Genomic DNA, 23313 nt, shown 5'->3' with positions numbered 1-23313 from the left:
AGGACAAAGCCGATATGACAATCGAAATTCTGGTTCCCGATTTACCTGAATCAGTTGCTGATGCAACCGTGGCAACTTGGCATAAACAGCCTGGTGATACCGTTACACGTGATGAAGTTCTGGTGGATATCGAAACAGACAAAGTGGTGCTGGAAGTTCCGGCACCGGAAGATGGTATTTTAGAAGCAATTCTTGAAGACGATGGTACAACGGTTTTATCCAAGCAATTAATCGGCAAGATCAAAGCTGGTGTGGTTGCTGGTGAACCAACGAAGGATGTACCGACAGAAGCGGAGGCATCGCCGACCAAGCGTAGTACCGCTTCTTTAAGTGAAGAGACTAGCGAAGCCTTAAGCCCGGCGGTCCGTCGTCTGCTTGGTGAGCACAGCATTCAAGCATCAGCAGTGAAAGGTACCGGTGTCGGTGGCCGTATTACACGTGAAGACGTCGAAGCCTTTTTGAAGCAAGATAAAGCCGCTCCGGTAACTGCCGCCCCGGCCGTTGAGGCAAAAGTAGAAGCACCGCTGGCACAGCGCAGCGAAAAACGTGTTCCTATGACGCGTTTGCGTAAGCGTGTCGCTGAGCGTCTGCTTGAAGCGAAAAATAGCACCGCAATGCTGACCACGTTCAACGAAGTAAACATGAAGCCAATCATGGATCTTCGTAAGCAATATAAAGATATATTTGAAGAGCGCCATGGCATTCGCCTGGGCTTTATGTCTTTCTACGTCAAAGCGGTTGTGGAAGCGCTGAAGCGTTATCCTGAAGTCAATGCTTCGATTGATGGTGATGATATTGTTTATCATAACTTCTTCGACGTAAGCATTGCTGTGTCGACGCCTCGTGGCCTGGTGACTCCGGTACTTCGTGACTGTGACAAGCTTAGCCTCGCTGAAATCGAGAAAGGGATCCGTGAACTCGCTGTCAAAGGCCGTGACGGTAAGCTGACGGTTGATGAGCTGATTGGCGGTAACTTCACAATCACTAACGGTGGGGTATTTGGTTCACTGATGTCGACACCAATCATTAACCCGCCACAAGCCGCCATTTTGGGCATGCATAAAATTGCTGACCGCCCAATGGCCATTGATGGAAAAGTAGAAATTCTGCCAATGATGTACCTGGCACTGTCTTATGACCACCGTTTGGTTGATGGCCGTGAGTCGGTAGGGTACCTGGTGACAATTAAAGAATTATTAGAAGATCCAACCCGTCTGCTCCTAGACGTTTAATACCTGTTTTGCAGCTTAAGCCGGACTGGCTCAACGTCCGGCTTACATTAGGCTGCCAGGTATCACTGACGAAGAAATACCCAAGAGTATTTCAAATGGATATAACAGTCCCAAAGGGATATGAAATGGATAGAACATATGAATCTGCATGAGTATCAGGCAAAACAGCTTTTCGCTGAGTACGGACTACCAGTTCCAGAAGGCTATGCTTGTGACACTCCGCAAGAAGCCGCAGAAGCTGCGGGTAAAATCGGTGGTGACAAGTGGGTTATCAAATGTCAGGTTCACGCTGGTGGGCGTGGTAAAGCTGGTGGTGTTGAACTACATAACACGAAAGAAGGGCTGAAAGAATTTGCCCAAAAATGGCTGGGTAAAAACCTGGTGACTTACCAGACAGACGCCAATGGCCAGCCGGTTACAAAAATCCTGGTCGAAGAAGCATCAAACATTGTTAATGAGCTGTATCTGGGCGCGGTGGTTGATCGCGCTTCTCGTCGTATTGTTTTCATGGCATCGACTGAAGGTGGTGTTGAAATCGAGAAAGTGGCGGAAGAAACACCTGAGCTGATCCACAAAGCGGCAATTGATCCATTGGTTGGCCCGCAGCCATATCAAGGTCGTGAGCTGGCTTTCAAGCTTGGCTTGAAAGGGGATCAAATTAAGCAGTTTACAAAAATCTTCCTCGGCCTTGGTAATATGTTTGCTGATTACGATTTGGCGCTACTTGAAATTAACCCGCTGGTCGTGACGGGTGATGGCAGTCTCGTTTGTCTCGATGGTAAAATTAACATTGACTCAAATGCAATGTACCGTCAGCCAAAACTGCGTGATATGCATGATTCATCTCAGGAAGATAAACGTGAAGCACATGCCGCACAGTGGGAATTGAACTATGTAGCGCTTGACGGCAACATTGGTTGCATGGTTAACGGTGCTGGTCTGGCAATGGGGACGATGGATATCGTCAACCTGCACGGCGGCCATCCTGCAAACTTCCTGGATGTTGGTGGTGGTGCAACAAAAGAGCGTGTCACAGAAGCATTTAAAATTATCCTGTCAGACAGCAACGTAAAAGCAGTACTGGTAAATATTTTTGGCGGCATCGTGCGTTGTGACCTTATTGCAGAAGGTATCATTGGTGCAATAGCTGAAGTGGGCGTTGAAGTACCGGTTGTTGTCCGCCTTGAAGGCAACAATGCAGAAGTCGGTACGGCTAAGCTGGCTGAAAGTGGTCTGAATATTATAGCTGCGACTTCCTTAACTGAAGCAGCAGAAAAAGTTGTTGCTGCAGCGGAGGGTAAATAATGTCAGTTTTAATCAATAAAGATACCAAGGTGATCTGTCAGGGCTTCACGGGTGGCCAGGGTACGTTCCACTCAGAGCAGGCGATTGCGTACGGTACGAAAATGGTTGGCGGTGTATCACCAGGCAAGGGGGGAACGACTCACTTGGGCCTGCCGGTTTTCAATACCGTTCGTGATGCGGTTGAAGCTACTGGCGCAACGGCAACGGTTATCTATGTGCCCGCCCCTTTTTGTAAAGATGCGATTCTGGAGGCCATCGATGCTGGTCTTGAGCTGATCATTACGATTACGGAAGGCATTCCGACACTGGATATGCTGGATGTCAAAGTGCGTCTTGATGAAGCTGGCGTGCGTATGATTGGCCCCAACTGTCCGGGAGTGATCACCCCTGGCGAGTGTAAGATTGGTATTATGCCTGGCCATATCCACAAACCGGGTAAAGTCGGTATTGTCTCCCGCTCTGGTACCTTGACGTACGAAGCTGTCAAGCAAACCACAGATGAAGGTTTCGGCCAGTCTACTTGTGTCGGTATTGGCGGTGATCCCATCCCCGGCTCTAACTTCATTGACGTGCTGGAAATGTTTGAGAAAGATCCCGCGACGGAAGCAATCGTGATGATTGGTGAGATAGGCGGTACTGCCGAAGAAGAAGCGGCAGCTTACATCAAAGAGAACGTTACTAAGCCTGTCGTTGCATACATTGCAGGCGTTACGGCACCTCCGGGTAAGCGGATGGGTCACGCCGGTGCCATTATCTCTGGCGGTAAAGGTACAGCAGAAGATAAATTTGCGGCCCTTGAAGAAGCGGGTGTTAAGACGGTGAAAAGTCTGGCCGAGATCGGTAAAGCACTGCGTGAAGTCACAGGCTGGTAATTAATACCCATTGGTTCATCGGGGAAATAGTCCCGGACTAGGCATCAGATCTTGTTTTAAAAACCCGCCAGCTGGCGGGTTTTTTTGTGGGCATAGCAAAAGCAAAATAAAGCGAGTGCGGAGGTTAGGTTATTTTTCGGCACGCTTTAGCTGGCTTAGCATGAACATTCCTGCTGCGGCAACGACCACAGACGGGCCTGCCGGTGTATCATAATGCCATGACATGGTCAGGCCAATGACGACTGCAACCGCGCCGATAGCAGAAGCTAAACCAGCCATAAATTCTGGACTGCAGGAGAAACGACGAGCCGTGGCGGCCGGGATGATCAGCAGCGAAGTGATGATCAGCGCCCCGACAAACTTCATTGCGACAGCGATAACCATACCGACCATCAGCATCAGCAAGAGCCGCATCAAGTCAACATTTACCCCTTCAACTTGCGCCATGTCCTCATTGATGGTCATGGAAAGCAGAGGGTGCCACAGGGTAAACAGTGCGATCAGCACCAGCAATCCACCGCCGTAAATCCATAACAGATCTGTCGTGGTGACGGCTAATAAGTCACCAAACAGATAGGCCATCAGATCGATACGAACATGGTCAAGAAAACTGACTGCGACTAAACCCAGCGATAACGCACTGTGGGCAAGAATACCTAACAAAGTATCGGTGGCGACGTATTTTTGTTTCTGTAAGCTGACCAGAATGACGGCCAACACTAAACAGCAAATGATCAGGGCCAGGTTAAGGTTGATATCAAATAAAAAACCTAATGCGATACCCAACAGCGAGGCGTGGGACAGGGTGTCACCAAAATAAGCCATCTTGCGCCAGACGACGAATGAGCCTAATGGGCCTGCCAGTATGGCAATTCCAATACCTGCGGCAAGGGCTGGAAGAAGAAACTCAAGCATTATGATCACCGTGTTGTTTTTTATTATGCTGGCATGGTCCTACAGGGCTACCTGTAAGATCGTGTTCATGATTATGATGGTGATGGTATAAAGCCAGTTGCTCACTTTGTTGCTGACCAAATAAAGCCACGTAGGAAGGATGGCTGGTGATGGTGTCGGGTTCACCCGAGCAGCAAACATGATGGTGGAGGCAAATGACATTATCGGTTTTTGCCATGACTAAATGCAGATCATGCGAAACCATCAAGATGGCGCAGTTGAGCCTATCTCGCAGAGACTGAATTAAGCTATAGAGTTCCAGCTGGCCATTCACGTCAACACCTTGTACCGGTTCGTCTAAGACCAGTAGATCGGGTTTTTGCAGCAGTGCCCGGGCCAGCAGAATCCGTTGCATTTCTCCTCCTGATAATGAATGCATATCACTGTGCTGAAGGTGGATACCTCCGACAAGGCTCAATGCTTCGATTATGGCATCCTCTTTGTACCGGCCCGCTAATCGCATGAAACGATCTACCGTTAAAGGCATAGACGTATTAAGTTGCAGCTTTTGCGGAACATAGCCAATACGAACTCCCTTCTGACGAAGCACTTTTCCTGAGGTGGGTTTGCGCAAGCCCGTGATCACCTTAACCAAAGTTGATTTACCTGCCCCGTTAGGCCCGATTAAAGTGGTGATTTGACCTCGTTCAAGCTTCAGAGAAACTTGATCCAGGACATGCCGCTCAGCAAATGCGACGGTAACCGACTGTAGTTCAATTAGTATTGTCATAAGAAAAATAGGCTGTCTTGAAAGAATGCAGAAAAGGAGTTTGCCAAAATGAGATGTTATAATATAACATTCAATTTCTTATTGGTATTCTTTAATTATATTAGGCATTGTTTAATGGACATTGTTATGCGTCGCTTTACTTCATGGTGCAGTATTGTTGCACTGGTACTTACTGGCTCTGCCTTTGCTAACGAAGAGAAAGTTTTTTCAGTGGTTACAACGGTAAAACCGCTGAATATGATAGTACAGGATCTGACTGCTGGCATAACCCGCAGTGACGCATTGCTACCACCTGGCACCTCACCGCATGATTATGCGTTACGCCCTTCTGATATGAAAAAGTTGCGAGATGCAGATTTAGTGATCTGGGTGGGGCCTGAGCTCGAAATGTTTATTGCCAAAATGGTTGAAGGTAAAGAGAACAGTCTGGCGTTAACTGAACAGCACTCTATTGATTTCCGCCATTATGAGCATGCTGTTGAGAATGATCACGATGATCACAATCACAACCATGACGGTATTGATCCACACCTTTGGTTGGGGCCAAAACAAGCAATTCAGGCTGCAAATGTGATCACGAAGGCGCTTGTTCAACATGATCCATTGCATAAAAAGGGGTATGAGGATAATCTCACGATGTTCATTTCAGAGGTCAATCAAACCGTCTCTGAACTGAATAATAAACTCAAACCATTAGCAGATCATGGCTACTTTGTTTTTCATGATGGCTATGGCTACTTTGAAGAACAATTCGGACTGAATAATCTTGGACATTTCACGGTTGAACCAGATCGACGACCGGGTGCAAAGACGTTGATTTCAATACGTCGAGCGTTGCAAGATCAACAAGCTTTTTGTGTATTCAGTGAACCCCAGTTTTCTCCTGCTGTAGTCAGTAGTGTTGTTAGTGGTACTGGCGTTAAAATAGGAACTCTTGACCCAATGGCAACTGAGATTGCAGAGGGCGAGGGTGGGTATGCACGTTTTCTTACAGAATTGGGTGCGAGTTTTACCAAGTGTCTTGAATAATGAAATTGTATAAGGTTGCGGTCTCTTCAATAAAAAAGTTACCTCGTCAGCATCGGATTGCGTTAGCCTCAACCTCTCTGTTGGTGATGGCTGCACTTATGTGGCAGCCATCAAAACAAACGTTTCAGTCATCAAGTTCTCAACGCGCTGCACGGGTTGAAATTGAGCTGCCACACGAGAAAGTAGATGTCTTATCAGATCAGAATAGTGAGCCGTTGGGCGCTGAACTGGATCCGGATGACCCTGAGTTTTCAGCGCCAAAAGATGCGCTTGAGCAGAAATTAGAACAAGTTACTGACGTTGCTCATAAGCATAAAATTACGTCAGGTGAAACATTAGGTTCAATTTTCTCGCAATACGCACTGCCTATTTCTGATATGTACCGACTGATCAAGGTCAACAAGTCGATTCAGAACCTTCGGGTAGGACAGACCATAGAATGGTCTGTTAATGATGGTGGGCAGGTAAAAGAATTTAATATCCAGCGCAGTAAAAAAATCACCGATAGCTATACCTTGGCTGACAAGGGCTACCATTTTAAGCAGATTGAAGAAAACGGTGTGATTAAACCTGTCTTTTTAACCGGAAGGATTACAGGAAGCTTCTATAATTCCGCGCTTGCCGCTGGCTTAACACCTAATCAGATTCAAACCTTAGTTCAGGTTTTACAATGGCGCTTTGATTTCGGTCGCGAAGTGCGTAAAGGCGATCGATTTGCCGTATCTGTAGAGCGTGAGTTCATTGATGGCAAGGCGGTGACTAAAGGTGAACTGAAAGCGCTTTACTATCTGAGCGATCATCGAGAAATTTTCGTGATGCGTCATAGCGATGATCAGTTTTATGATCCCGATGGCAATAGCTTAAATCGTGCATTGCGCCGTGTTCCATTAGCGAAGCGCTACCGTACCAGCTCGTCGTTTAATCCGACGCGTAAGCACCCGGTAACCCGTCGTATTTCGCCACATAACGGTACCGACTTTGCGACTCCGATTGGTACCCCGGTCTTGGCGGCAGGCGATGGGGTGGTGGTTAAAGCCAGTAAGCACCAACTCGCAGGCAACTATGTTGTTATCAAGCATGGTCGCGAATATATGACCCGTTACCTGCACCTTCATAAGTTGCTGGTAAAAGTTGGCGACCGAGTGACCATGGGCCAACGTATAGCATTAAGTGGTAATACCGGTCGTTCGACCGGTCCGCATCTTCACTTTGAACTCATCAAAAAGAACCGTCCGGTTAACGCAATGAAAGTACCGTTGCCTCAAGCGGAGCCTGTTCCCAGTAAAGCGCGTTCTGAATTTAAACAACTGGCTAATAGCGAAAGACAGAAATTACTGGCGGTGATGCCCGGTTAGTATGTTTTATTGAAAGGCTCGGGTACAAAAAAGCGCACAAGGTGCGCTTTTTTATGTTTGAGGCTGTAATTTATAAAACGACGCTTATATTAGAATCACCGTACGTATAATGGCCGAGCCATTAACGTACCCGTTTTGCGAGTTATTGGTGTGGCGCTGATATTACTGGCACTTAAGAATAAGAATAAGAATATGACTAAAGCCTATATTACTATTATTTGTCTGTTGGCTTCACTGCTTGGTGGGATCCCTGCCGCTAACGCTGGCGGGAATTACGCTTTTTATCCATTACCTCACCAAGAGCAGGGAAGTCTTGTTTCGGCACTCAAAATCATTAATAACACCAACGGTGGTTTGTGGTTTGTTGATGTTTACGGGGAGCTGATTTTTTATGATGGTCGTATTCTGCATAGTACTGTTGACGGGCAAGGCAATATCGTTAAGGGGGTAACGGATGCTGTTATGGTGAACCAGGCGCTTTGGTTAATCAAAGATGGCGAAGCTTTTCATTACTCTCCGGCAGAAACCCGGTTACGTAATCTCAATATCAGTCAGCTTCCACTGAAACATGTTATTCGCAAAGATGGAGAAGTTTGGTTTGCCAATGACCAAGGTCTTTATCTCGTGACGGAAGATCAGGCACATCCGGCATTTTTCAGTTTGCCGGAAGGCTTTATTGTTACGGGTTTGTACCTTGCCGGTGAGTCACTGTTTGTTGCCGGAGAAAGCGGTCTTTATGAATTTAAAGAGCATCAGCGGATTGAGCCCATGAGATACCCTGAACAGAAGGTGACGGCGGTTTATGCTGATAAAACCAATCAGCTCTGGGTGGGTACCAATGAAGGACTTTTCTTGAATCACAGTGAAAAGCCATATGTGTTTAAAGAACGCAAACAACTAAGTCATCATTATATTTCGAGTCTTTCTGAAACAGATTCAGGATTGTGGATTGGTACCAAGAAAGGGTTGAATCTGCTCGAATTTGAGAGCCATGAATTGCATCATTTTCTAGCCCGCCGGCATGATGTTTTTTCCATTGATGGTGATCAGATCCAGGCCTTGCACCGTGATGAGCAAGGGGCCTTATGGATAGCATCCAATAATGGGGTCAACTATTTTCCTAATATCACGACTTTATTTAAACGTCTACGTTACGGTATGCAGCCAGATCTGATTCAGGCAGGACAAATCAATGATGTGCTCGAATTGCCCGACGGTGATATCTGGCTGGCGACTGATCTGGGGCTGGTTGAACTGAATGCCGAGCTTGATATTGTACGCCAGATTACCACTCTGGGAGTCGTTAACCATATAGCTTACCGCAACAATGAACTATGGATCGCAACTGAACGTGGGCTGAAGGTTTTTTCACTATCGAGCAATAAGCAGGTTTCTTATCAATTGCCTCCTTGGTTTAACAATAAGCACGTTGTCAGCATTATGGTTGATCATTATGAATCGGTCTGGATTGGTATGCGATCAACCTTGTATCGCTACTGGCCCGATAGCCAGGAGTTGGTTTCATTTGGCAGTCATTGGCAGCTGGACCCGAAGGGGGATGAGCTGGCCACTATTCTCTTTGAAGATAGTGCAAAACAAGTATGGATAGGAACGGATTATGCGCTGTATCGTTTCGATGCCGGACGCCTTCAAGTTATTGAGCAAACCCGGGGGCAAGGCGGGGTTTTAGATTTATATGAAGATCAGATGGCGCAGCTTTGGATTGTAAACAATCATAGTTTGCAGTTTTCACCGGATTTGAAAAACTTGCAACCATCCATCATCGAGCTTATGGGTCAGCGAGCCAATCCTTATTGCGTGGTGAGTGGTAATAAAGGCGTGTGGCTAGGCTCCAGTAAAGGCGTGTCATATTTTTCATTTAATGCGGACTTACGTCAGCATTTTGCACCGCCGGCAGGGGTCATTGAAAATGAATTTTATTCACAGGCGTGTGAGCGATTACTGTCGGGTAAGCTACTTTTTGGTGGCCGTGAGGGGCTGCTGGAAGTCACCCCTGATAAGTTACTTAAATCAGAAACTGAGTTATCGCAGGTGGTCATTGGCGAAATACAGGTTAACCATCAGTTACGTCAGTTTGCTGGTGCCAGCGAGGAGTTATTGCTTGTACCGTTTGGTGATCCAGTCAGTTTTAATTTAGGTGTTTTTCCCTTTTCCGGCCAGACTAAACTGCAATTTCGTTTGTCAGCGAATGAAGGTGACAGCTGGCATTCTTTGAATGGCTATTGGCTGAGCTTTGATAGCTTGCGACCGGGCAACTATACGTTAGAACTCAGAATTGATTCACTGCATAGTGAACGGCAACAAGTCACGGCATTTCCGTTTCAGGTTCTCAAGCCCTGGTACCTTTCTTATTGGGCTATGGGGACTTTCATCTTGTTACTCTGCGCAATTATAATGTTGTTGCTTTTCTGGTACTCAAAGAATGTTAAAGAACAAAACCTGCGTTTAAAACAAGCAGTCTTCCGTAAGACGGTTCGTATAGAGCGGCAAAAGCAGCAGCTTTATTCAAGTAATAAGCAGTTACAGCATATTTTAAGTATTCGTCAGAACTTCATGGCTCATTTATCTCATGAGTTGCGGACACCGCTAGCATTGATTTTGGGTCCGGTTAAAAAAATGCAGGAAGCTAACCAGGGAGAAGAAGCAGAGAAGTTCAGTATGATAGCCAGTAATGTTGAGCGTTCACTGCATCTGGCGGATCAGTTACTGACGAGGGATGCTCTGGGGTTTATTGAACCGGAAAAGCTCTGTGAGCAGTTAGTCAGTCCGATTCTTCAGGCCACGGTACTGAGCTGGCAGATGGAGGCGGATCAAAAAGATATTATTTTGTGTCTTGAGAATAGTACCGAAGGGGCCAATATTAAAATTGCCCCCTACCATTTAGAAATTATGGTCGGCAACCTGCTGTCAAATGCACTGAAATATAGTGCTATCAGAGGTTGTATTACCGTCGTGGCTAAAAACGATCGTGCCTATTTGACTATATCGGTGGCAGATACCGGTAAAGGGATGTCTGAAGATATTCGTGACAGTATCTTTACTCAGTATTTTAAGGAAGAATCTGAGTTCAACGTTGAATCCGGATTCGGACTCGGCCTGAGTACGGTGAAACAGCTGGTGGAACGTTACGGTGGTGACATCTCCGTTATTAGCTACCAGGGGGTTGGTAGTGAGTTTGTGCTGAAGCTTCCGTTATACCGACATGATAATACCGGCGATATGACAGTCGCTAATGACGGCCTGTACACCGATGATTTATCGCAGACAAAAGCGGGCTCTAACATTATGACTGAGCTGGCAACGCCGTGGGGTAAAGAAATCATGGCGCTGGTAGAGCAGCATTTCCATGATGCTGATTTTGGTACGGCTGCGGCGGCAAAGGCAATATTCACCTCTGAGGACAGTTTGCAGCGCAAGTTCATGCAAGAATTCAATATGTCTTTTAAAGATTATGTGCTTCAGTTTCGTTTTGAGCAGGCGCAAGTGATGTTGAAGCAAGGCGATAAGATTTCTGATGTCGCGTTAGCCTGTGGTTTCAATGATCCATCGTACTTTTGTGTCAGATTTAAAAATAGTTTTGGGATGACCCCATCGCAGTTTGTTGCGTCAGCTAAAGAGTGTGAAAAAATCCTGGAATAACAAAAGCCCCGTTGCTCTGTGTTGAAATCTTCGTTTGCACAATCAATGATCCCCTATCAGTTGAGGTTATTTTTGATTTAAAACAATAATTGCATCCGTTTGATGTGTAAAATTGCATATATAAATGCAAATCATTCTTATTAAGGTGTCGGTTTAGTATGAAACTGTCAGATTTATCGTGCGGCGTTAATGGAGTCGTGACAGATATGTCGAACCTCCCTGTCGCCACCCGGAAAAAGCTAATGGTTATGGGGTTATTACCTAACACGGCAGTCAGCGTTATTCGTCTAGCGCCCCTTGGTGATCCTCTTCAAGTGCGGGTACGCGGTGTCGATATCGCACTCCGTAAACAAATTGCCGCGAATATTGACGTAGAGGTGCGCTAGTGCAGTACAACATTCTTACCGTTGGTAATCCGAATAGCGGTAAAACAACATTATTTAACGGTCTTACCGGCGCTAAACAGCAAGTGGGTAACTGGGCTGGGGTAACTGTTGAGAAAAAAACGGGAAATTACCAATGTGCGGGTGACAGTTTTGCTCTGACCGATCTACCGGGAATTTACAATTTAGACAGTGCCAATGATGCCAACAGCTTAGATGAAGCCATCGCTTCTCGTGCGATTTTAACCACACCGGCAGATGTGATTATCAATGTTGTTGACGCTTCCTGCTTAGAACGCAGTTTATACATGACTCTGCAGCTTCGTGAGCTTGGCCGCCCGATGGTGGTGGTCTTAAATAAAATGGATGTGTTAAAGCGCCAGCGTCAGGTTCTGGATATCCAAGCGTTGGAAAAAGCCCTTGGTTGCCCGGTATTATCCCTGTCAGCACATAATAAAAAGCAGGTTAGCGAGTTTAAAGCCAGATTGCACAAAATGCTGGCACAAGGCGTGGCAGTCGGTGATCTGACATTGAATTACGGCGAACACTTTGAAGCGGCTGTCACTGAGCTTGAAGGTCTGTTCTCTGACGGACAGTTAAAAGTGCGTTCACAAGCTATTCGTGTGCTTGAAAATGATACTTTGGTTATTAACGGATTATCTGAATCTGATAAGAGCCGGGCATGTAATATTCGCAATAGACTATTGGTAGAGGTAGATCCGGATATTCAGGTCGCTGATGTTCGTTATACCTTCCTGCATCAGCTTTGTCAGAAAGTTCGCCGTCAAGAAGGCAAATTGAGCCGCAGCATCAGTGACAAAATTGACAGCGTTCTTTTACATCGTGCGTTTGGTATTCCATTCTTTTTTGTCGTGATGTATCTGATGTTTATGTTCTCCATTAACATTGGTAGTGCATTTATCGATTTCTTTGATATTAGCGTTGGTGCCATTCTTGTCGATGGTGGCCATTACCTGTTAGACGAGCATTTGCCGGTGTGGCTGGCAACCGTGATTACTGATGGCATTGGTGGCGGTATTCAGACTGTTGCGACCTTTATTCCTGTTATTGCCTGCCTGTATCTGTTTCTGGCGCTATTAGAAAGCTCTGGTTATATGGCTCGTGCTGCCTTTGTGCTGGATAAAGTGATGCAGAAAGTGGGCTTGCCGGGTAAAGCATTTGTTCCGTTGGTACTGGGTTTTGGCTGTAATGTACCTGCGATCATGGCAACACGTACACTGGAGCAAGAGCGTGAGCGTAAGTTGGCGGCGGCAATGACGCCATTTATGTCATGTGGCGCCCGCCTTCCGGTATACGCGCTATTTGCAGCTGCGTTCTTCCCGCAAAATGGTCAGAATGTTGTCTTTGCCCTTTATTTACTCGGTATTGTTGCCGCAGTGATGACCGGAATGATTCTGCGCCATACCCTTTATCCGGGTAAGAGCGATAGCTTTATTATGGAAATGCCTGATTATGAATTGCCGACTATGCGTAATGTGGGCATTAAGACCTGGCAGAAGCTGAAGCGCTTTGTATTTGGGGCGGGTAAGACAATTGTTGTGGTTGTCGCATGCCTGAGCTTTTTTAACTCATTGGGTACAGATGGCTCATTCGGTAATGAGGACTCTGACCGATCAGTATTATCAAAAGCGGCGCAAATTGTAACGCCAGTATTATCACCCATCGGTGTGAAGGAAGATAACTGGCCTGCAACGGTGGGTATCATTACTGGTATTTTTGCCAAAGAAGCGGTAGTTGGCACGTTGAATAGTTTATATGCGCCATCTGCCAGTGACGATGATGCGGAATATAACCTGTTGGCTAGTTTAAAAGAGGCGGTAGCAACGATTCCGGCAAACCTGACAGATCTTAGTTACTCAGACCCTCTCGGTATTACGGTGGGTGAGTTAGGTGATCTGAATACCGTTGCTGAAGAGCAAGACGTTGACCAATCAATCTTTGGTAATATTCAAGCGCACTTTGTGAGTTCTGCTGCCGCGATGGCATACTTGATTTTCATCTTGCTATATACGCCTTGTGCTGCCGCGATGGGGGCTTATGTCCGCGAGTTTGGTCAGAAATTCTCTGTGTTTATTGCAGGCTGGACAATGCTGCTAGCTTATACATTTGCCACTATTTTCTACCAAGCCGCGCACTTCGCTGATCACCCTGTTACGAGCATATCCTGGATTGCTTTTTTTGTTCTGATTAATGCAGGTTTGTTCGTCGCGTTCAAGCATCAGGGTAAGAAACAACAAAAAGAGTTGGTTGTATTATGATCCTTCAGCAGCTGAAACAGTATATTGAACAACATGGGCGTTCGAGCCGGAAAAAAATGGCAACCCACTTCGGTATGTCTGAAGATGGCGTCGAGGCAATGCTCGATGTTTGGGTGCGCAAGGGCACTGTTGGTAAAGAACTGGTTGGCTGCGACAGTGATAATTGTTGCCAGTCAGCAAAAGAGGTCTGGTATCGTTGCTTACAGGCTAACGAGCTGTCGGTAACGGTAATGCGATAATCACTTCAGATCATTCGAAAACAGAAGGCAACCACACGGTTGCCTTTTTGCTAGCGTGTTTAAGCCGTAACAAAGCCGTCAATATTATTTAATTCGTCGCGTAGCTCTTCCGCTAAAGCTTGTTGTACTTCCTCACTGCGCTGGGTGCCATTGGTATTGCCCCAAACCGGGCCCGGCCAGGCTATGTCGGTGGTAAAGCGTGCAATATGGTGGACATGTAATTGCGGAACCAGGTTACCGAGGGCGCCGATATTAATTTTGTCGGCACGATAATCATTTTCTAATAAAGCCGCCACAGCACTCGATTCACGGATTAACTGGTACTGTTCTGCAGCGGATAAGTGATGGATCTCGGTCAGTTCATCTTTGCGAGGTACAAGGATCAGCCATGGGCCCAGGGCCTCTTTGGACAACAGAACCCGACTCAGAGGTAAGTCACCTAAAGTCGTAGTATCTGTCGCTAGTTGCGGGTGTAGGGTGAAACTCATTGTAAATATTCCTTAAGAGTACAGTGCCGCTCACAAGCTGGAACATTGCTGATATTTTTAAAATAGGTCGTTCGGTATTCTGACATTATCTTTGAGATAAATATATTATACCAATCGCGTTAATAGTCTGGCCATTCAAATATACAGGTACAAACTTTGTGGTTGTTGTAGTGGGTGTGGAGATGACAATGGCGGAAGAATATCAGCAAGTCTTAGATTTTTGGTTTGGTGAGTTAGACCAAGAAGTCACAATAACCGACAAAAATGCTCTGTGGTTTAAAGGCGAAAAAGAGACAGATAAGCTGATCGCCGACAAGTTTCAACACTTAGTCAGTCAGGCGGGTCGTGGCGGATTAGGCCATTGGGCTGAGACTGCGAAAGGCTCTCTTGCGCTGATCATTTTACTTGATCAATTTACCCGTAATATTTATCGCGGACTCAGTGCTGCGTTTCGTTATGATTCGTTAGCACAGGCTATTTGTAAGCGATCTCTGGCTCAAAATCTGGATGAAGCTCTAACACCGATTGAACGGGTCTTTCTGTATTTGCCATTAGAGCATTCTGAAGCGATTGAAGATCAGGAAGAGTCAATATTTTGCTTTAATCAGTTACGTCAGGCCATTTCACCAGAAAATGCAATTATTTTTGAAGGCTTCTATCAGTATGCCGTCAGCCATCGAGATGTGGTAAATAAGTTTGGCCGCTTTCCGCACCGTAACGCCGCTTTGGGGCGTTTATCTACCCAGGAAGAATTGCAGTGGTTGAGCAACGGTGGTCAGCGATTTGGCCAATAGCCATGATTTCAGAATGCTGTCAGACACATACTACGTCATGACCGAGTAAGGTTACGCTTGCGAGGTTAGCCTGACAGTATTGGTGAAATGATTTAGGGGGTTAGATAAGCGGTAATACGCGATTACGGCCGAGTTTTTTTGCCTGAATCATAAATGCATCGGTGCGGTTAATCAGGCTCTCTCCCGATTCATTCTCCAGTCTTTCTGCGACACCAAATGAAGCTGTAATCGAGTTAACACGTTGTCCCGATTTTTTGTCCAGAACCGATATCTTTTCTAAAGCACGACGGAGGGTTTCAGCTTGCTGCCTGGCTGATGCCTTCATTTTATGTGGTAAAATTAATACAAATTCTTCTCCGCCAAAACGGTAGGCCTGGGCATAATCCCGGCAGCTTTCTTTGAGTCTGCGGGCAACTGTTTTCAGGACCTGATCACCAAGCAGATGGCCAAAGTCATCGTTAAAATTTTTGAATCTGTCGATATCTAACAGTATCAGACTGAGGGGGGTATTCTTTTGGATGTAATTTTGAAAATCACGGTTAAAAGCGCGACGGTTTAAAATGCCGGTTAACGCATCTTCATTCGCTTCTTTCTGGCTTTCGATTAGCGCCTGACGTAAAGACGATATCTCTTGTTGCGTGCTGCTCAGTTGCCCTTTAAAGGTACCGGTTGAAGTGTGTATCTGACGGGATTCGCGAACAAACTCGCGTACCAGTTTCATGGTTTCTTCGAGTGATAGCCCATCTTGTTCAGCCGTTTCGAGTTTACCGAAAGTCTTGGTTAATACGCCCTGAAATACTTCAGTATCCGATAGAGTATCTGCCATGCTATGGGAGATCTCTTGCATCATCGCGGTCAGGCTCTGTTTTAACTGAGCCATGTCTTTATCTGTCTGGCTAGCCAAATGCTCCTGATAGAGAGTATCGCATAATGTTGGGGTACAGAGTCCTAGCTCGGCAATTCCCTGATCAACGGCTTGATTGAGCATTGGGAGCTGTTGCTTTGCATAAGTGTACCAAAGTGCATAGTTGGTAGGCGTTGTCGGTACTTTGTGTTTGATCATTAAGGGAACCGTTTTTTTTAACGTTTTTGTCGATTCCACAAAACTATCGTTATTCATAACACAAATTCCATTTGTTGCATAAAATATAAAAAATCATCATAGTGAAACCGCTAATTCAACAATCTTTGGGGTAATCCAGAGCAGATACTAATCATAGTGAAGACGTTTAGCCTCAATCGGTTATCAAACTCAACACCATTGATATACACAGCTACAATAATCCGCTAATGATACTCTAGAAGGCTGTAAATTATTAGTATGTAATTATATTTTTAATTATATCCACGGATATGGGTAGGATGAATAATCACAAAAAAGCCTTCTAAGGTTTCCCTAGAAGGCTTTGGGTTATCAGGCTGTAATCATATTATTAATTACATGCGTTCAAGGGTTTCGATACCAAGCAGGTCCAGACCCTGTTTAATTGTTTTCGCAGTGAGCAGCGCGAGTTTCAGGCGGCTCTCTTTAACGGCTTCTTCTGCATTTAGAATTGGGCATGCTTCGTAGAAGCTAGAGAACTTGCCTGCCAGTTCGAACAGGTAGCTACACATCAGGTGTGGCTGGCCTTCACGAGCTACCGCCAGTACTGCTTCTTCAAATTGCAGAAGTGCCGATAGCAGTGTTTGTTCTTTCTCGTCGTTGATAACAACAGGGTGAGTCAAATCTGACAGCTCAACGTCAGCACGTTTGAAGATAGAAGCAACACGGGTGTAAGCGTACTGCATGTATGGCGCTGTATTGCCTTCAAACGCCAGCATGTTATCCCAGTCGAAGATGTAGTCAGTTGTACGGTGCTTAGACAGGTCCGCATACTTAACCGCCGCCATTGCAACGGTTTTTGCAATGTTCGCTTTTTCTTCAGCGTCTAGTGTCGGGTTCTTCTCTTCGATAAGTTTAGCTGCGCGCAGCTCTGATTCATCAAGCAGATCCGTCAGGCGCACGGTACCACCCGCACGGGTTTTGAAAGGACGGCCATCTTTACCCAGCATCATACCGAATGCGTGGTGCTCAAGCGTCACCTCTTCTGGCACGTAGCCGGCTTTACGAACGATAGACCACGCCTGCATCAGGTGCTGATGCTGACGTGAATCGATGAAGTAAAGCACCCGGTCAGCATTTAGCTGCTCGTAGCGGTACTTGGCACATGCGATATCAGTGGTTGTGTACAGGAAGCCGCCATCACGCTTCTGGATGATAACACCCATAGGATCGCCGTCTTTGTTCTTGTACTCGTCCAGGAATACCACTTGCGCGCCGTCACTTTCGACGGCCAGACCTTTTTCTTTCAGGTCAGCAACAATGCCCGGCAGCATGTCGTTATACATGGATTCACCCATCACGTTCTCACGAGAAAGTGATACATTCAGGCGATCATAGTTGCGTTGGTTCTGAACCATCGTAACGTCAACCAGCTTCTTCCACATTTCAGCGCAGTATTCGTCGCCGCTCTGCAGTTTAACCACGTAAGCACGAGCACGGGCTGCGAACTCTTCATCTTCGTCGTACAGTTTTTTAGATTCACGGTAGAACGCTTCAAGATCGGAAAGTTCCATAGATACTTCCCCGGTCTCTTTTTGTACGCGTTCGAGGTTTGCGATAAGCATACCGAACTGAGTACCCCAGTCACCGATGTGGTTAGCACGGATAACATTGTGGCCTAAGAACTCAAGAGTACGAACAACCGCGTCACCAATGATGGTTGAACGCAGGTGACCAACGTGCATTTCTTTCGCTACGTTTGGCGCAGAGTAATCAACAACAATATTTTGTTGCTCTTCAGTGGCAACGCCAATACGCGCATCAGCCAGTGCTTCTTCAGCACGAGCAGCAAGCCAACTTTTGCAGAGGAAGATATTGATAAAACCAGGGCCGGCGATTTCGACTTTTTCAGCGATACCGTCAAGCTCCAGAACATCGATAACTTTTTGTGCAAATTCTCGAGGGTTAGTTCCCAGTTTTTTTGCTACGCCCATTACGCCGTTCGCCTGGTAATCACCAAACTGCGCCTTTGCAGACTGACGTACAGCTGCCGGGCTACCTGCTGGTGCGCCTGCGGCTTCTAAGGCCTGAGATACTTTGTCATTAATTAGTGCTTGAATGTTCACACGCTGATCCTTTAAATCGTTTGTAACGTCATGTAATCATTAGTGAGGCATAAACGTTACCGTATTCAAGAGTTGCCAGTAAGCAAAAACCGTCAAAAATAGCCACGAAGGTTGGTTACATTAATTTAATGTTGTTAATGTAAATAAGTGCTCGTGAGTATTTTTGACGGGGCATCCTCTTGAGTCAGAGGTGGTACCTTGAATACACAAATGGTATTTCCTAATCATACCCACATATTTAGGTACTTTGGCAACCTGAAAAGGCCATTGTTTGCGATTTTTTTTTGCTTTAAAGACTTGATGAAAAATATGCATGGATCAAGATGCTACAAGGCCTGTGGTAGCATGGTTCGGGGTTCCGTTGAGACCTAAACTGTGGATAATTATGCGTTAGCCCCTGATAATAAATTAATTGGAGAAAAAAACATGCAGAAGCTGACAGAAGCGGGCCTTCACCCTGAACAAATGTTGGCGGATTTACCTGCCTTTATGGCGCGCATTATGGCGTTGGCCAGTGAATTAGGGCTTTCTCTTGAGCAATATCAGGCTGACCATATAGCGTTGCGGGTAAATGACCGGGAAATGGCACAAGCGCTGCATCAGTCGTGGCTTGCTTATGGTGATGAGTGGTCGAATAATGTTATCAATGGCAGACCGATTATTGTGATTGGTTTTCATCAGCCGATTCAGGTGGGTAGCTGGGTGATTGAATGTTTGGAGTTACCCTACCCCGGTGATAAAGCCTATCCGCAAGAAGGGTGGGAGCATGTGGAGTTTGTGATCCCGGCAAAAGCGGGCAATACCGAGCAACTGAAGGTGGTATTGGAACAGGCTTTCCCTCAGCTTGAACACCAGTGGACCCTAATGGCCGGAAAAGGAATTAAAGTCAAAGCCAGCTCACCATCCGGCGATAAAGAGCGCTTACCGAATCCGACTTATGCGTTTAAGAAAAACGGGGTTTGCATTAAGCTGCATCCTTGCTCTTTGAAGGATGTCATTGAAAGCGAAGAAGTATAATTCAGAAGCGGGAATCATGAGTTGCGAGCTTAAGGAGTCTCGCAACTCATACACATACCTAGAGTATTACTGTTCTGTTACCGTGCACAAAGACCCGATCATCGATCACTAAACCGAGCGCTTTACTCAGTACTGACTTTTCGACATCGCGACCTGAGCGTACCATGTCATTGGCACTGAAATTATGGTCAACCGGGATCACGCTCTGGGTGATGATTGGCCCTTCATCGAGGTCGTTGGTCACAAAGTGTGCGGTGGCACCGATGATTTTAACTCCACGCTCGAAGGCTTGCTGATACGGTTTCGCGCCAATAAATGCAGGCAGGAAGCTGTGGTGAATATTAATGATTTGGTGTGGGAACTGAGCGACAAAATTGGCCGTTAAAATACGCATGTATTTTGCGAGTACCACGTAATCCGGTTCATATTGCGTAATTGCAGCAAGCAGCTTCTCTTCATGTTCTTCACGGCTTAGTCCTTCGTGGCTAACATGATGGAACGGAATATCAAATTTTTCAGTTAACTTACTCAAGGTGTCGTAGTTGCCGACAACGGCAGCGATGTCTATATCCAGCGTGCCGTCATACGCTTTCACCAGAATATCACCGATACAATGGGCTTCTTTGGTTACCATGATCACGATGCGCTTACGTGCCGAACTCACCAAGCTGCGGTGGCTTCCTGCCGGTAGGGCGTGGTCAAGATCGGCCAAAAAGGTGTGATCGTTAAAATAGCCTTCCAGTTCGGTACGCATGAAGAACTGTTTATTGGTGTTATCAACAAACTCATTGTTATGCACGATGTTAAGTTGGTGCTTATAACAGATGTTGGTGATCTTTGAGATAAGGCCGACGGCATCAGGACAATCGGTGAGTAGGGTTTTCTTTTCCATGGTCTTCCTTGAACGGTATTTTTAATTCAACTTCTTACTGTTTACCTTTTATTTATTTCAGGGTCAAAAGATAATTGAATTATCACGTAAGTGAATGCCCACTCGTACGCAAGCAGCAAGCAACACCGGGTGAATTAATCATGGTCGGCTGCAGACAAACTTGGCATAATAGTCAACCTTTCTACTGTATATATAACCAATAGTTTTGACATCATGATTGCCAAGTTTTTCGCCTCTGGAGGCGCGTTGGACAAAGCCCTTCCCGGCTTTCAGGCCCGACAACCGCAAATTGATATGGCACAAGCTGTCGATGATGCTATACGCGAGCAGTCTCAACTGGTGGTTGAAGCGGGCACGGGAACCGGTAAAACATTTGCCTATCTGGTGCCTGCGCTGGTCAGCGGGAAAAAAATCATAATCAGTACCGGATCGAAAAACTTGCAGGAACAGTTGTTCCACCGTGATTTACCACTGATGGCCAATGCCATTGGTTTTACCGGGCGAGTGTCACTGTTAAAAGGACGCTCTAACTATTTGTGCCTTGATCGCCTTAGCCGACAAGTAACCGAAAGCCATGGCACTCATGTTGATCCTACGCTGCTTAGTCAGTTGGTCAAAATTCGCAACTGGTCGTCATCGACCAAAAGCGGTGATTTGGGTGAGTGTGAAGCCATTGCGGAGGACAGTCCCGTTCTTCCGATGGTGACTTCGACCAACGACAATTGCCTCGGGCGGGAATGTCCGTCTTATGAAGATTGCTTTGTGGTTAAAGCGCGTCGTAAAGCCATGGAATCCGATGTCGTGGTGGTAAATCATCACCTCTTTCTGGCTGATTTAGCCATTAAAGAAACCGGATTCGGTGAGTTGATCCCTGAAGCCGATGTTTTTATCTTTGATGAAGCCCATCAGATGCCAGATATTGCCAGCCAGTATTTCGGCCAGAGCTTATCCAGTCGCCAGGTGCAGGAGTTGGCGAAAGACGTCGAAATTGGCTACCGAACTGAAGCCAGAGACATGCGCCAACTGCAAAAGACTGCCGACCGACTGGCCCAAGCGGCATTTGATTTACGTATTGTTCTTGGCGAGCCGGGCTTTCGTGGTAATTGGCGAGATGCGGTAAGAAGCCCCGTGATTCAGCGAGAGCTGACCCGGTTAAATGACGCCCTTGATTTAACTTATGATGTGCTGAAACTGGTTCTGGGCCGCAGTCAGTTGTTAGATGCCGCATTTGAACGGGCAACCTTATTAAAAGCGCGTCTGGCTCGTTTGTGCGATATCACTATCACGGGCTATTCCTATTGGTTTGAATGTACGCCTCGTCATTTTACGTTGCATATCACGCCGTTGTCAGTAGCCGAAAAGTTCCGTGAACAGATGCAGCAACAGAAAGGGGCATGGATCTTCACTTCCGCGACGCTGGCTGTTGATGATGATTTCAGTCATTTCAGCCACCGACTGGGGCTGGAGCCGAAACAGCAGTTCTCATTGGAAAGTCCGTTTGACTATCAGCAGCAGGCTTTGCTGTGTGTGCCTCGTTTCCTGCCTGAGCCCAATAGCTTTGGTATTGCCGATCAGCTGGTGGAAATGCTGACGCCAGTGATTGAAGAAAATAATGGCCGCTGTTTCTTTCTCTGTACTTCTCATCAGATGGTTCGTGATTTGGCGGAAGGTTTTCGCGCGAAGCTTGAATTACCGGTGTTAGTACAAGGTGAAACGACCAAGCAGAAGTTACTGGCCGAATATTTAGAGCGTGGGAATGCTTTATTAGTTGCCACCGGCGCTTTCTGGGAGGGGATTGATGTTAGAGGCCAGGCCCTTAGCTGTGTTATTATCGACAAATTGCCTTTTACTGCGCCGGATGATCCGTTGCTAAAAGCGCGAATAGAGGATTGCCGCCTGCGAGGTGGTGATCCGTTTTCACAAGTCCAGATACCTGACGCCGTGATCACCCTGAAACAGGGTGTCGGACGCCTGATCCGCGATAAGCGGGATAAAGGTGTGCTGGTAATTTGCGACAATCGACTGGTAACGCGCCCGTATGGCGCGGTATTTTTAAGAAGCCTGCCGCCGATCCCGCGTACGCGGAATATCAGTGGTGTCGGGCAGTTTCTGTCACAAGTGAACGGTGAAACTACAGCTGTTGACTGTGACGATTAGCATTCAGAGGCTTGAATGAGCACCAAAATTCTGGCGGTCGATACCGCAACTGAAAATTGTTCTGTTGCCTTACTTATGGGTGATGAAGTTATCTCACGTTGCGAATATGCGCCTCGTGAACATACCACAAAAATTTTGCCGATGGTTGATACCGTACTGGCAGAAGGCGGTGTAAAATTAAATCAGCTCGATGCATTAGCTTTCGGTCGTGGCCCGGGGAGTTTCACGGGGGTACGTATTGGTATCGGTATCGCGCAAGGCTTAGCTTTCGGTGCTGATCTGCCAATGGTAGGCGTTTCTACGTTGGCAACAATGGCGCAGGGAACCTTCCGTAAGCATCAGGCCGAGCAAGTACTGACGGCGATTGATGCCCGTATGGGAGAGATCTACTGGGGTCAGTATCAACGCCAGGCTGATGGTGACTGGCTGATTGTTGGTGCTGAGCAAGTCATTGCTCCTGAAGCCTTAGCGGATGGGTTTGAGACGGCATCCGGGATTTGGTTTACCGCAGGCACAGGCTGGGAAAGTTATGCTGAACAACTCAGCCAACTGAAAGCCCAAACAGAGAAAGGCACCATTTTATACCCGGATTCTCAAGATATGGTCTTGCTTGCAAAGTTTGCCCTTTCTCGTGGCGAAGCCGTTACAGCCGAGGCCGCCAGTCCTGTTTATGTGCGTGATACCGTGACCTGGAAAAAACTGCCGGGGCGGGAATAAATTCCAGAGACGAGCAGTAACCGGCTAGTTCAACCGCCACAC

19 protein-coding genes are annotated in these 23313 nt (G+C 46.6%); 13 read left to right on the top strand and 6 right to left on the bottom strand.

Features of this window, described 5'->3' with window-relative positions:
- Window positions 1-14: 14 nt before the first annotated feature.
- The 3 genes from odhB (at window position 15) to sucD (ending at window position 3409) form a co-directional block, all read left to right on the top strand.
- Complete coding sequence (gene odhB, locus AC2204_RS12725) at window positions 15-1232, top strand: 2-oxoglutarate dehydrogenase complex dihydrolipoyllysine-residue succinyltransferase (RefSeq protein WP_318925966.1); 1218 nt, start codon at window positions 15-17, stop codon at window positions 1230-1232.
- A gap of 138 nt (window positions 1233-1370) precedes the next feature.
- Entirely contained in the window at window positions 1371-2537 is a 1167-nt protein-coding gene (sucC, locus tag AC2204_RS12720) for an ADP-forming succinate--CoA ligase subunit beta (RefSeq protein ID WP_318925964.1), read from the top strand.
- Complete coding sequence (sucD, locus tag AC2204_RS12715) at window positions 2537-3409, top strand: succinate--CoA ligase subunit alpha (RefSeq protein ID WP_318925963.1); 873 nt, start codon at window positions 2537-2539, stop codon at window positions 3407-3409. The genes sucC and sucD overlap by 1 nt, the downstream gene beginning before the upstream one ends.
- Window positions 3410-3538: 129 nt before the next feature.
- On the opposite strand, the gene znuB is transcribed toward sucD, so the two are convergent.
- Both znuB and znuC read right to left on the bottom strand, forming a co-directional pair.
- Entirely contained in the window at window positions 3539-4324 is a 786-nt protein-coding gene (gene znuB, locus AC2204_RS12710) for a zinc ABC transporter permease subunit ZnuB (RefSeq protein WP_318925961.1), read from the bottom strand.
- A complete protein-coding gene (gene znuC / locus AC2204_RS12705) occupies window positions 4317-5093 on the bottom strand; it encodes a zinc ABC transporter ATP-binding protein ZnuC (RefSeq protein ID WP_318925960.1) in 777 nt (258 codons plus the stop codon). The genes znuB and znuC overlap by 8 nt, the downstream gene beginning before the upstream one ends.
- A 114-nt stretch (window positions 5094-5207) precedes the next feature.
- Between znuC and znuA the strand changes: the two genes are divergently transcribed.
- The 6 genes from znuA (at window position 5208) to AC2204_RS12675 (ending at window position 14038) form a co-directional block, all read left to right on the top strand.
- Window positions 5208-6122: a zinc ABC transporter substrate-binding protein ZnuA gene (znuA, locus tag AC2204_RS12700; protein WP_318925959.1), complete on the top strand. Its 915-nt coding sequence runs from the start codon at window positions 5208-5210 to the stop codon at window positions 6120-6122.
- The gene (gene mepM / locus AC2204_RS12695; RefSeq protein ID WP_318925958.1) at window positions 6122-7477 is read left to right on the top strand and encodes a murein DD-endopeptidase MepM; all 1356 of its coding nucleotides are present in this window, start codon (window positions 6122-6124) and stop codon (window positions 7475-7477) included. The genes znuA and mepM overlap by 1 nt, the downstream gene beginning before the upstream one ends.
- A gap of 192 nt (window positions 7478-7669) precedes the next feature.
- Entirely contained in the window at window positions 7670-11137 is a 3468-nt protein-coding gene (locus AC2204_RS12690) for an ATP-binding protein (protein ID WP_318925956.1), read from the top strand.
- A 158-nt stretch (window positions 11138-11295) separates the two neighbouring features.
- Window positions 11296-11523, top strand: coding sequence for a FeoA family protein (locus AC2204_RS12685; protein ID WP_318925955.1), 228 nt, complete (start codon window positions 11296-11298; stop codon window positions 11521-11523).
- Window positions 11523-13799 carry a Fe(2+) transporter permease subunit FeoB gene (gene feoB / locus AC2204_RS12680; protein WP_318925953.1) on the top strand — a complete coding sequence of 759 codons (2277 nt, stop codon included), beginning with the start codon at window positions 11523-11525 and terminating at the stop codon, window positions 13797-13799. The genes AC2204_RS12685 and feoB overlap by 1 nt, the downstream gene beginning before the upstream one ends.
- Entirely contained in the window at window positions 13796-14038 is a 243-nt protein-coding gene (locus tag AC2204_RS12675) for a FeoC-like transcriptional regulator (RefSeq protein WP_318925952.1), read from the top strand. Before feoB ends, AC2204_RS12675 begins: the two co-directional genes overlap by 4 nt.
- 59 nt (window positions 14039-14097) lie before the next feature.
- Here AC2204_RS12675 and AC2204_RS12670 read toward each other — a convergent pair whose 3' ends face one another.
- A complete protein-coding gene (locus AC2204_RS12670; protein ID WP_318925950.1) occupies window positions 14098-14526 on the bottom strand; it encodes an HIT family protein in 429 nt (142 codons plus the stop codon).
- 188 nt (window positions 14527-14714) lie between these two features.
- Here AC2204_RS12670 and AC2204_RS12665 point away from each other — a divergent pair, with 188 nt between their 5' ends.
- Window positions 14715-15320, top strand: coding sequence for a DUF924 family protein (locus AC2204_RS12665; protein WP_318925948.1), 606 nt, complete (start codon window positions 14715-14717; stop codon window positions 15318-15320).
- A gap of 100 nt (window positions 15321-15420) precedes the next feature.
- On the opposite strand, the gene AC2204_RS12660 is transcribed toward AC2204_RS12665, so the two are convergent.
- Both AC2204_RS12660 and argS read right to left on the bottom strand, forming a co-directional pair.
- Window positions 15421-16440, bottom strand: coding sequence for a GGDEF domain-containing protein (locus AC2204_RS12660; RefSeq protein WP_318925946.1), 1020 nt, complete (start codon window positions 16438-16440; stop codon window positions 15421-15423).
- A gap of 317 nt (window positions 16441-16757) precedes the next feature.
- A complete protein-coding gene (argS, locus tag AC2204_RS12655; protein WP_318925945.1) occupies window positions 16758-18488 on the bottom strand; it encodes an arginine--tRNA ligase in 1731 nt (576 codons plus the stop codon).
- A gap of 426 nt (window positions 18489-18914) precedes the next feature.
- Between argS and AC2204_RS12650 the strand changes: the two genes are divergently transcribed.
- Window positions 18915-19505 (top strand): VOC family protein, encoded by a 591-nt coding sequence (locus AC2204_RS12650; RefSeq protein ID WP_318925944.1) that lies wholly within the window; start codon window positions 18915-18917, stop codon window positions 19503-19505.
- 58 nt (window positions 19506-19563) lie between these two features.
- On the opposite strand, the gene purU is transcribed toward AC2204_RS12650, so the two are convergent.
- Window positions 19564-20397 carry a formyltetrahydrofolate deformylase gene (purU, locus tag AC2204_RS12645; RefSeq protein WP_318925942.1) on the bottom strand — a complete coding sequence of 278 codons (834 nt, stop codon included), beginning with the start codon at window positions 20395-20397 and terminating at the stop codon, window positions 19564-19566.
- Window positions 20398-20610: 213 nt separating this feature from the next.
- Here purU and yoaA point away from each other — a divergent pair, with 213 nt between their 5' ends.
- Both yoaA and tsaB read left to right on the top strand, forming a co-directional pair.
- The gene (gene yoaA / locus AC2204_RS12640; RefSeq protein ID WP_318925940.1) at window positions 20611-22554 is read left to right on the top strand and encodes a DNA repair helicase YoaA; all 1944 of its coding nucleotides are present in this window, start codon (window positions 20611-20613) and stop codon (window positions 22552-22554) included.
- Between the two features lie 15 nt (window positions 22555-22569).
- On the top strand, window positions 22570-23271 hold the full coding sequence (tsaB, locus tag AC2204_RS12635; RefSeq protein ID WP_318925939.1) for a tRNA (adenosine(37)-N6)-threonylcarbamoyltransferase complex dimerization subunit type 1 TsaB: 702 nt from the start codon (window positions 22570-22572) through the stop codon (window positions 23269-23271).
- The last annotated feature ends 42 nt before the right edge of the window (window positions 23272-23313 follow it).

Source organism: Photobacterium sp. (assembly GCF_057456235.1).
The sequence above is the reverse complement of the archived record's forward strand: the minus strand, read 5'-3'. Positions and strand labels throughout refer to the sequence as shown.

What these genes read in the sequence shown, in the direction of transcription:
- AC2204_RS12670 (WP_318925950.1), bottom strand. Translation starts at nt 14,526, where the DNA reads ATGAGTTTCACCCTACACCCGCAACTAGCGACAGATACTACGACTTTA.
- znuA (WP_318925959.1), top strand. Translation starts at nt 5,208, where the DNA reads ATGGACATTGTTATGCGTCGCTTTACTTCATGGTGCAGTATTGTTGCA.
- yoaA (WP_318925940.1), top strand. Translation starts at nt 20,611, where the DNA reads ATGATTGCCAAGTTTTTCGCCTCTGGAGGCGCGTTGGACAAAGCCCTT.
- purU (WP_318925942.1), bottom strand. Translation starts at nt 20,397, where the DNA reads ATGGAAAAGAAAACCCTACTCACCGATTGTCCTGATGCCGTCGGCCTT.
- AC2204_RS12650 (WP_318925944.1), top strand. Translation starts at nt 18,915, where the DNA reads ATGCAGAAGCTGACAGAAGCGGGCCTTCACCCTGAACAAATGTTGGCG.
- sucC (WP_318925964.1), top strand. Translation starts at nt 1,371, where the DNA reads ATGAATCTGCATGAGTATCAGGCAAAACAGCTTTTCGCTGAGTACGGA.
- tsaB (WP_318925939.1), top strand. Translation starts at nt 22,570, where the DNA reads ATGAGCACCAAAATTCTGGCGGTCGATACCGCAACTGAAAATTGTTCT.
- mepM (WP_318925958.1), top strand. Translation starts at nt 6,122, where the DNA reads ATGAAATTGTATAAGGTTGCGGTCTCTTCAATAAAAAAGTTACCTCGT.
- znuB (WP_318925961.1), bottom strand. Translation starts at nt 4,324, where the DNA reads ATGCTTGAGTTTCTTCTTCCAGCCCTTGCCGCAGGTATTGGAATTGCC.
- AC2204_RS12675 (WP_318925952.1), top strand. Translation starts at nt 13,796, where the DNA reads ATGATCCTTCAGCAGCTGAAACAGTATATTGAACAACATGGGCGTTCG.
- AC2204_RS12660 (WP_318925946.1), bottom strand. Translation starts at nt 16,440, where the DNA reads ATGAATAACGATAGTTTTGTGGAATCGACAAAAACGTTAAAAAAAACG.
- odhB (WP_318925966.1), top strand. Translation starts at nt 15, where the DNA reads ATGACAATCGAAATTCTGGTTCCCGATTTACCTGAATCAGTTGCTGAT.
- znuC (WP_318925960.1), bottom strand. Translation starts at nt 5,093, where the DNA reads ATGACAATACTAATTGAACTACAGTCGGTTACCGTCGCATTTGCTGAG.
- AC2204_RS12690 (WP_318925956.1), top strand. Translation starts at nt 7,670, where the DNA reads ATGACTAAAGCCTATATTACTATTATTTGTCTGTTGGCTTCACTGCTT.
- AC2204_RS12685 (WP_318925955.1), top strand. Translation starts at nt 11,296, where the DNA reads ATGAAACTGTCAGATTTATCGTGCGGCGTTAATGGAGTCGTGACAGAT.
- AC2204_RS12665 (WP_318925948.1), top strand. Translation starts at nt 14,715, where the DNA reads ATGGCGGAAGAATATCAGCAAGTCTTAGATTTTTGGTTTGGTGAGTTA.
- sucD (WP_318925963.1), top strand. Translation starts at nt 2,537, where the DNA reads ATGTCAGTTTTAATCAATAAAGATACCAAGGTGATCTGTCAGGGCTTC.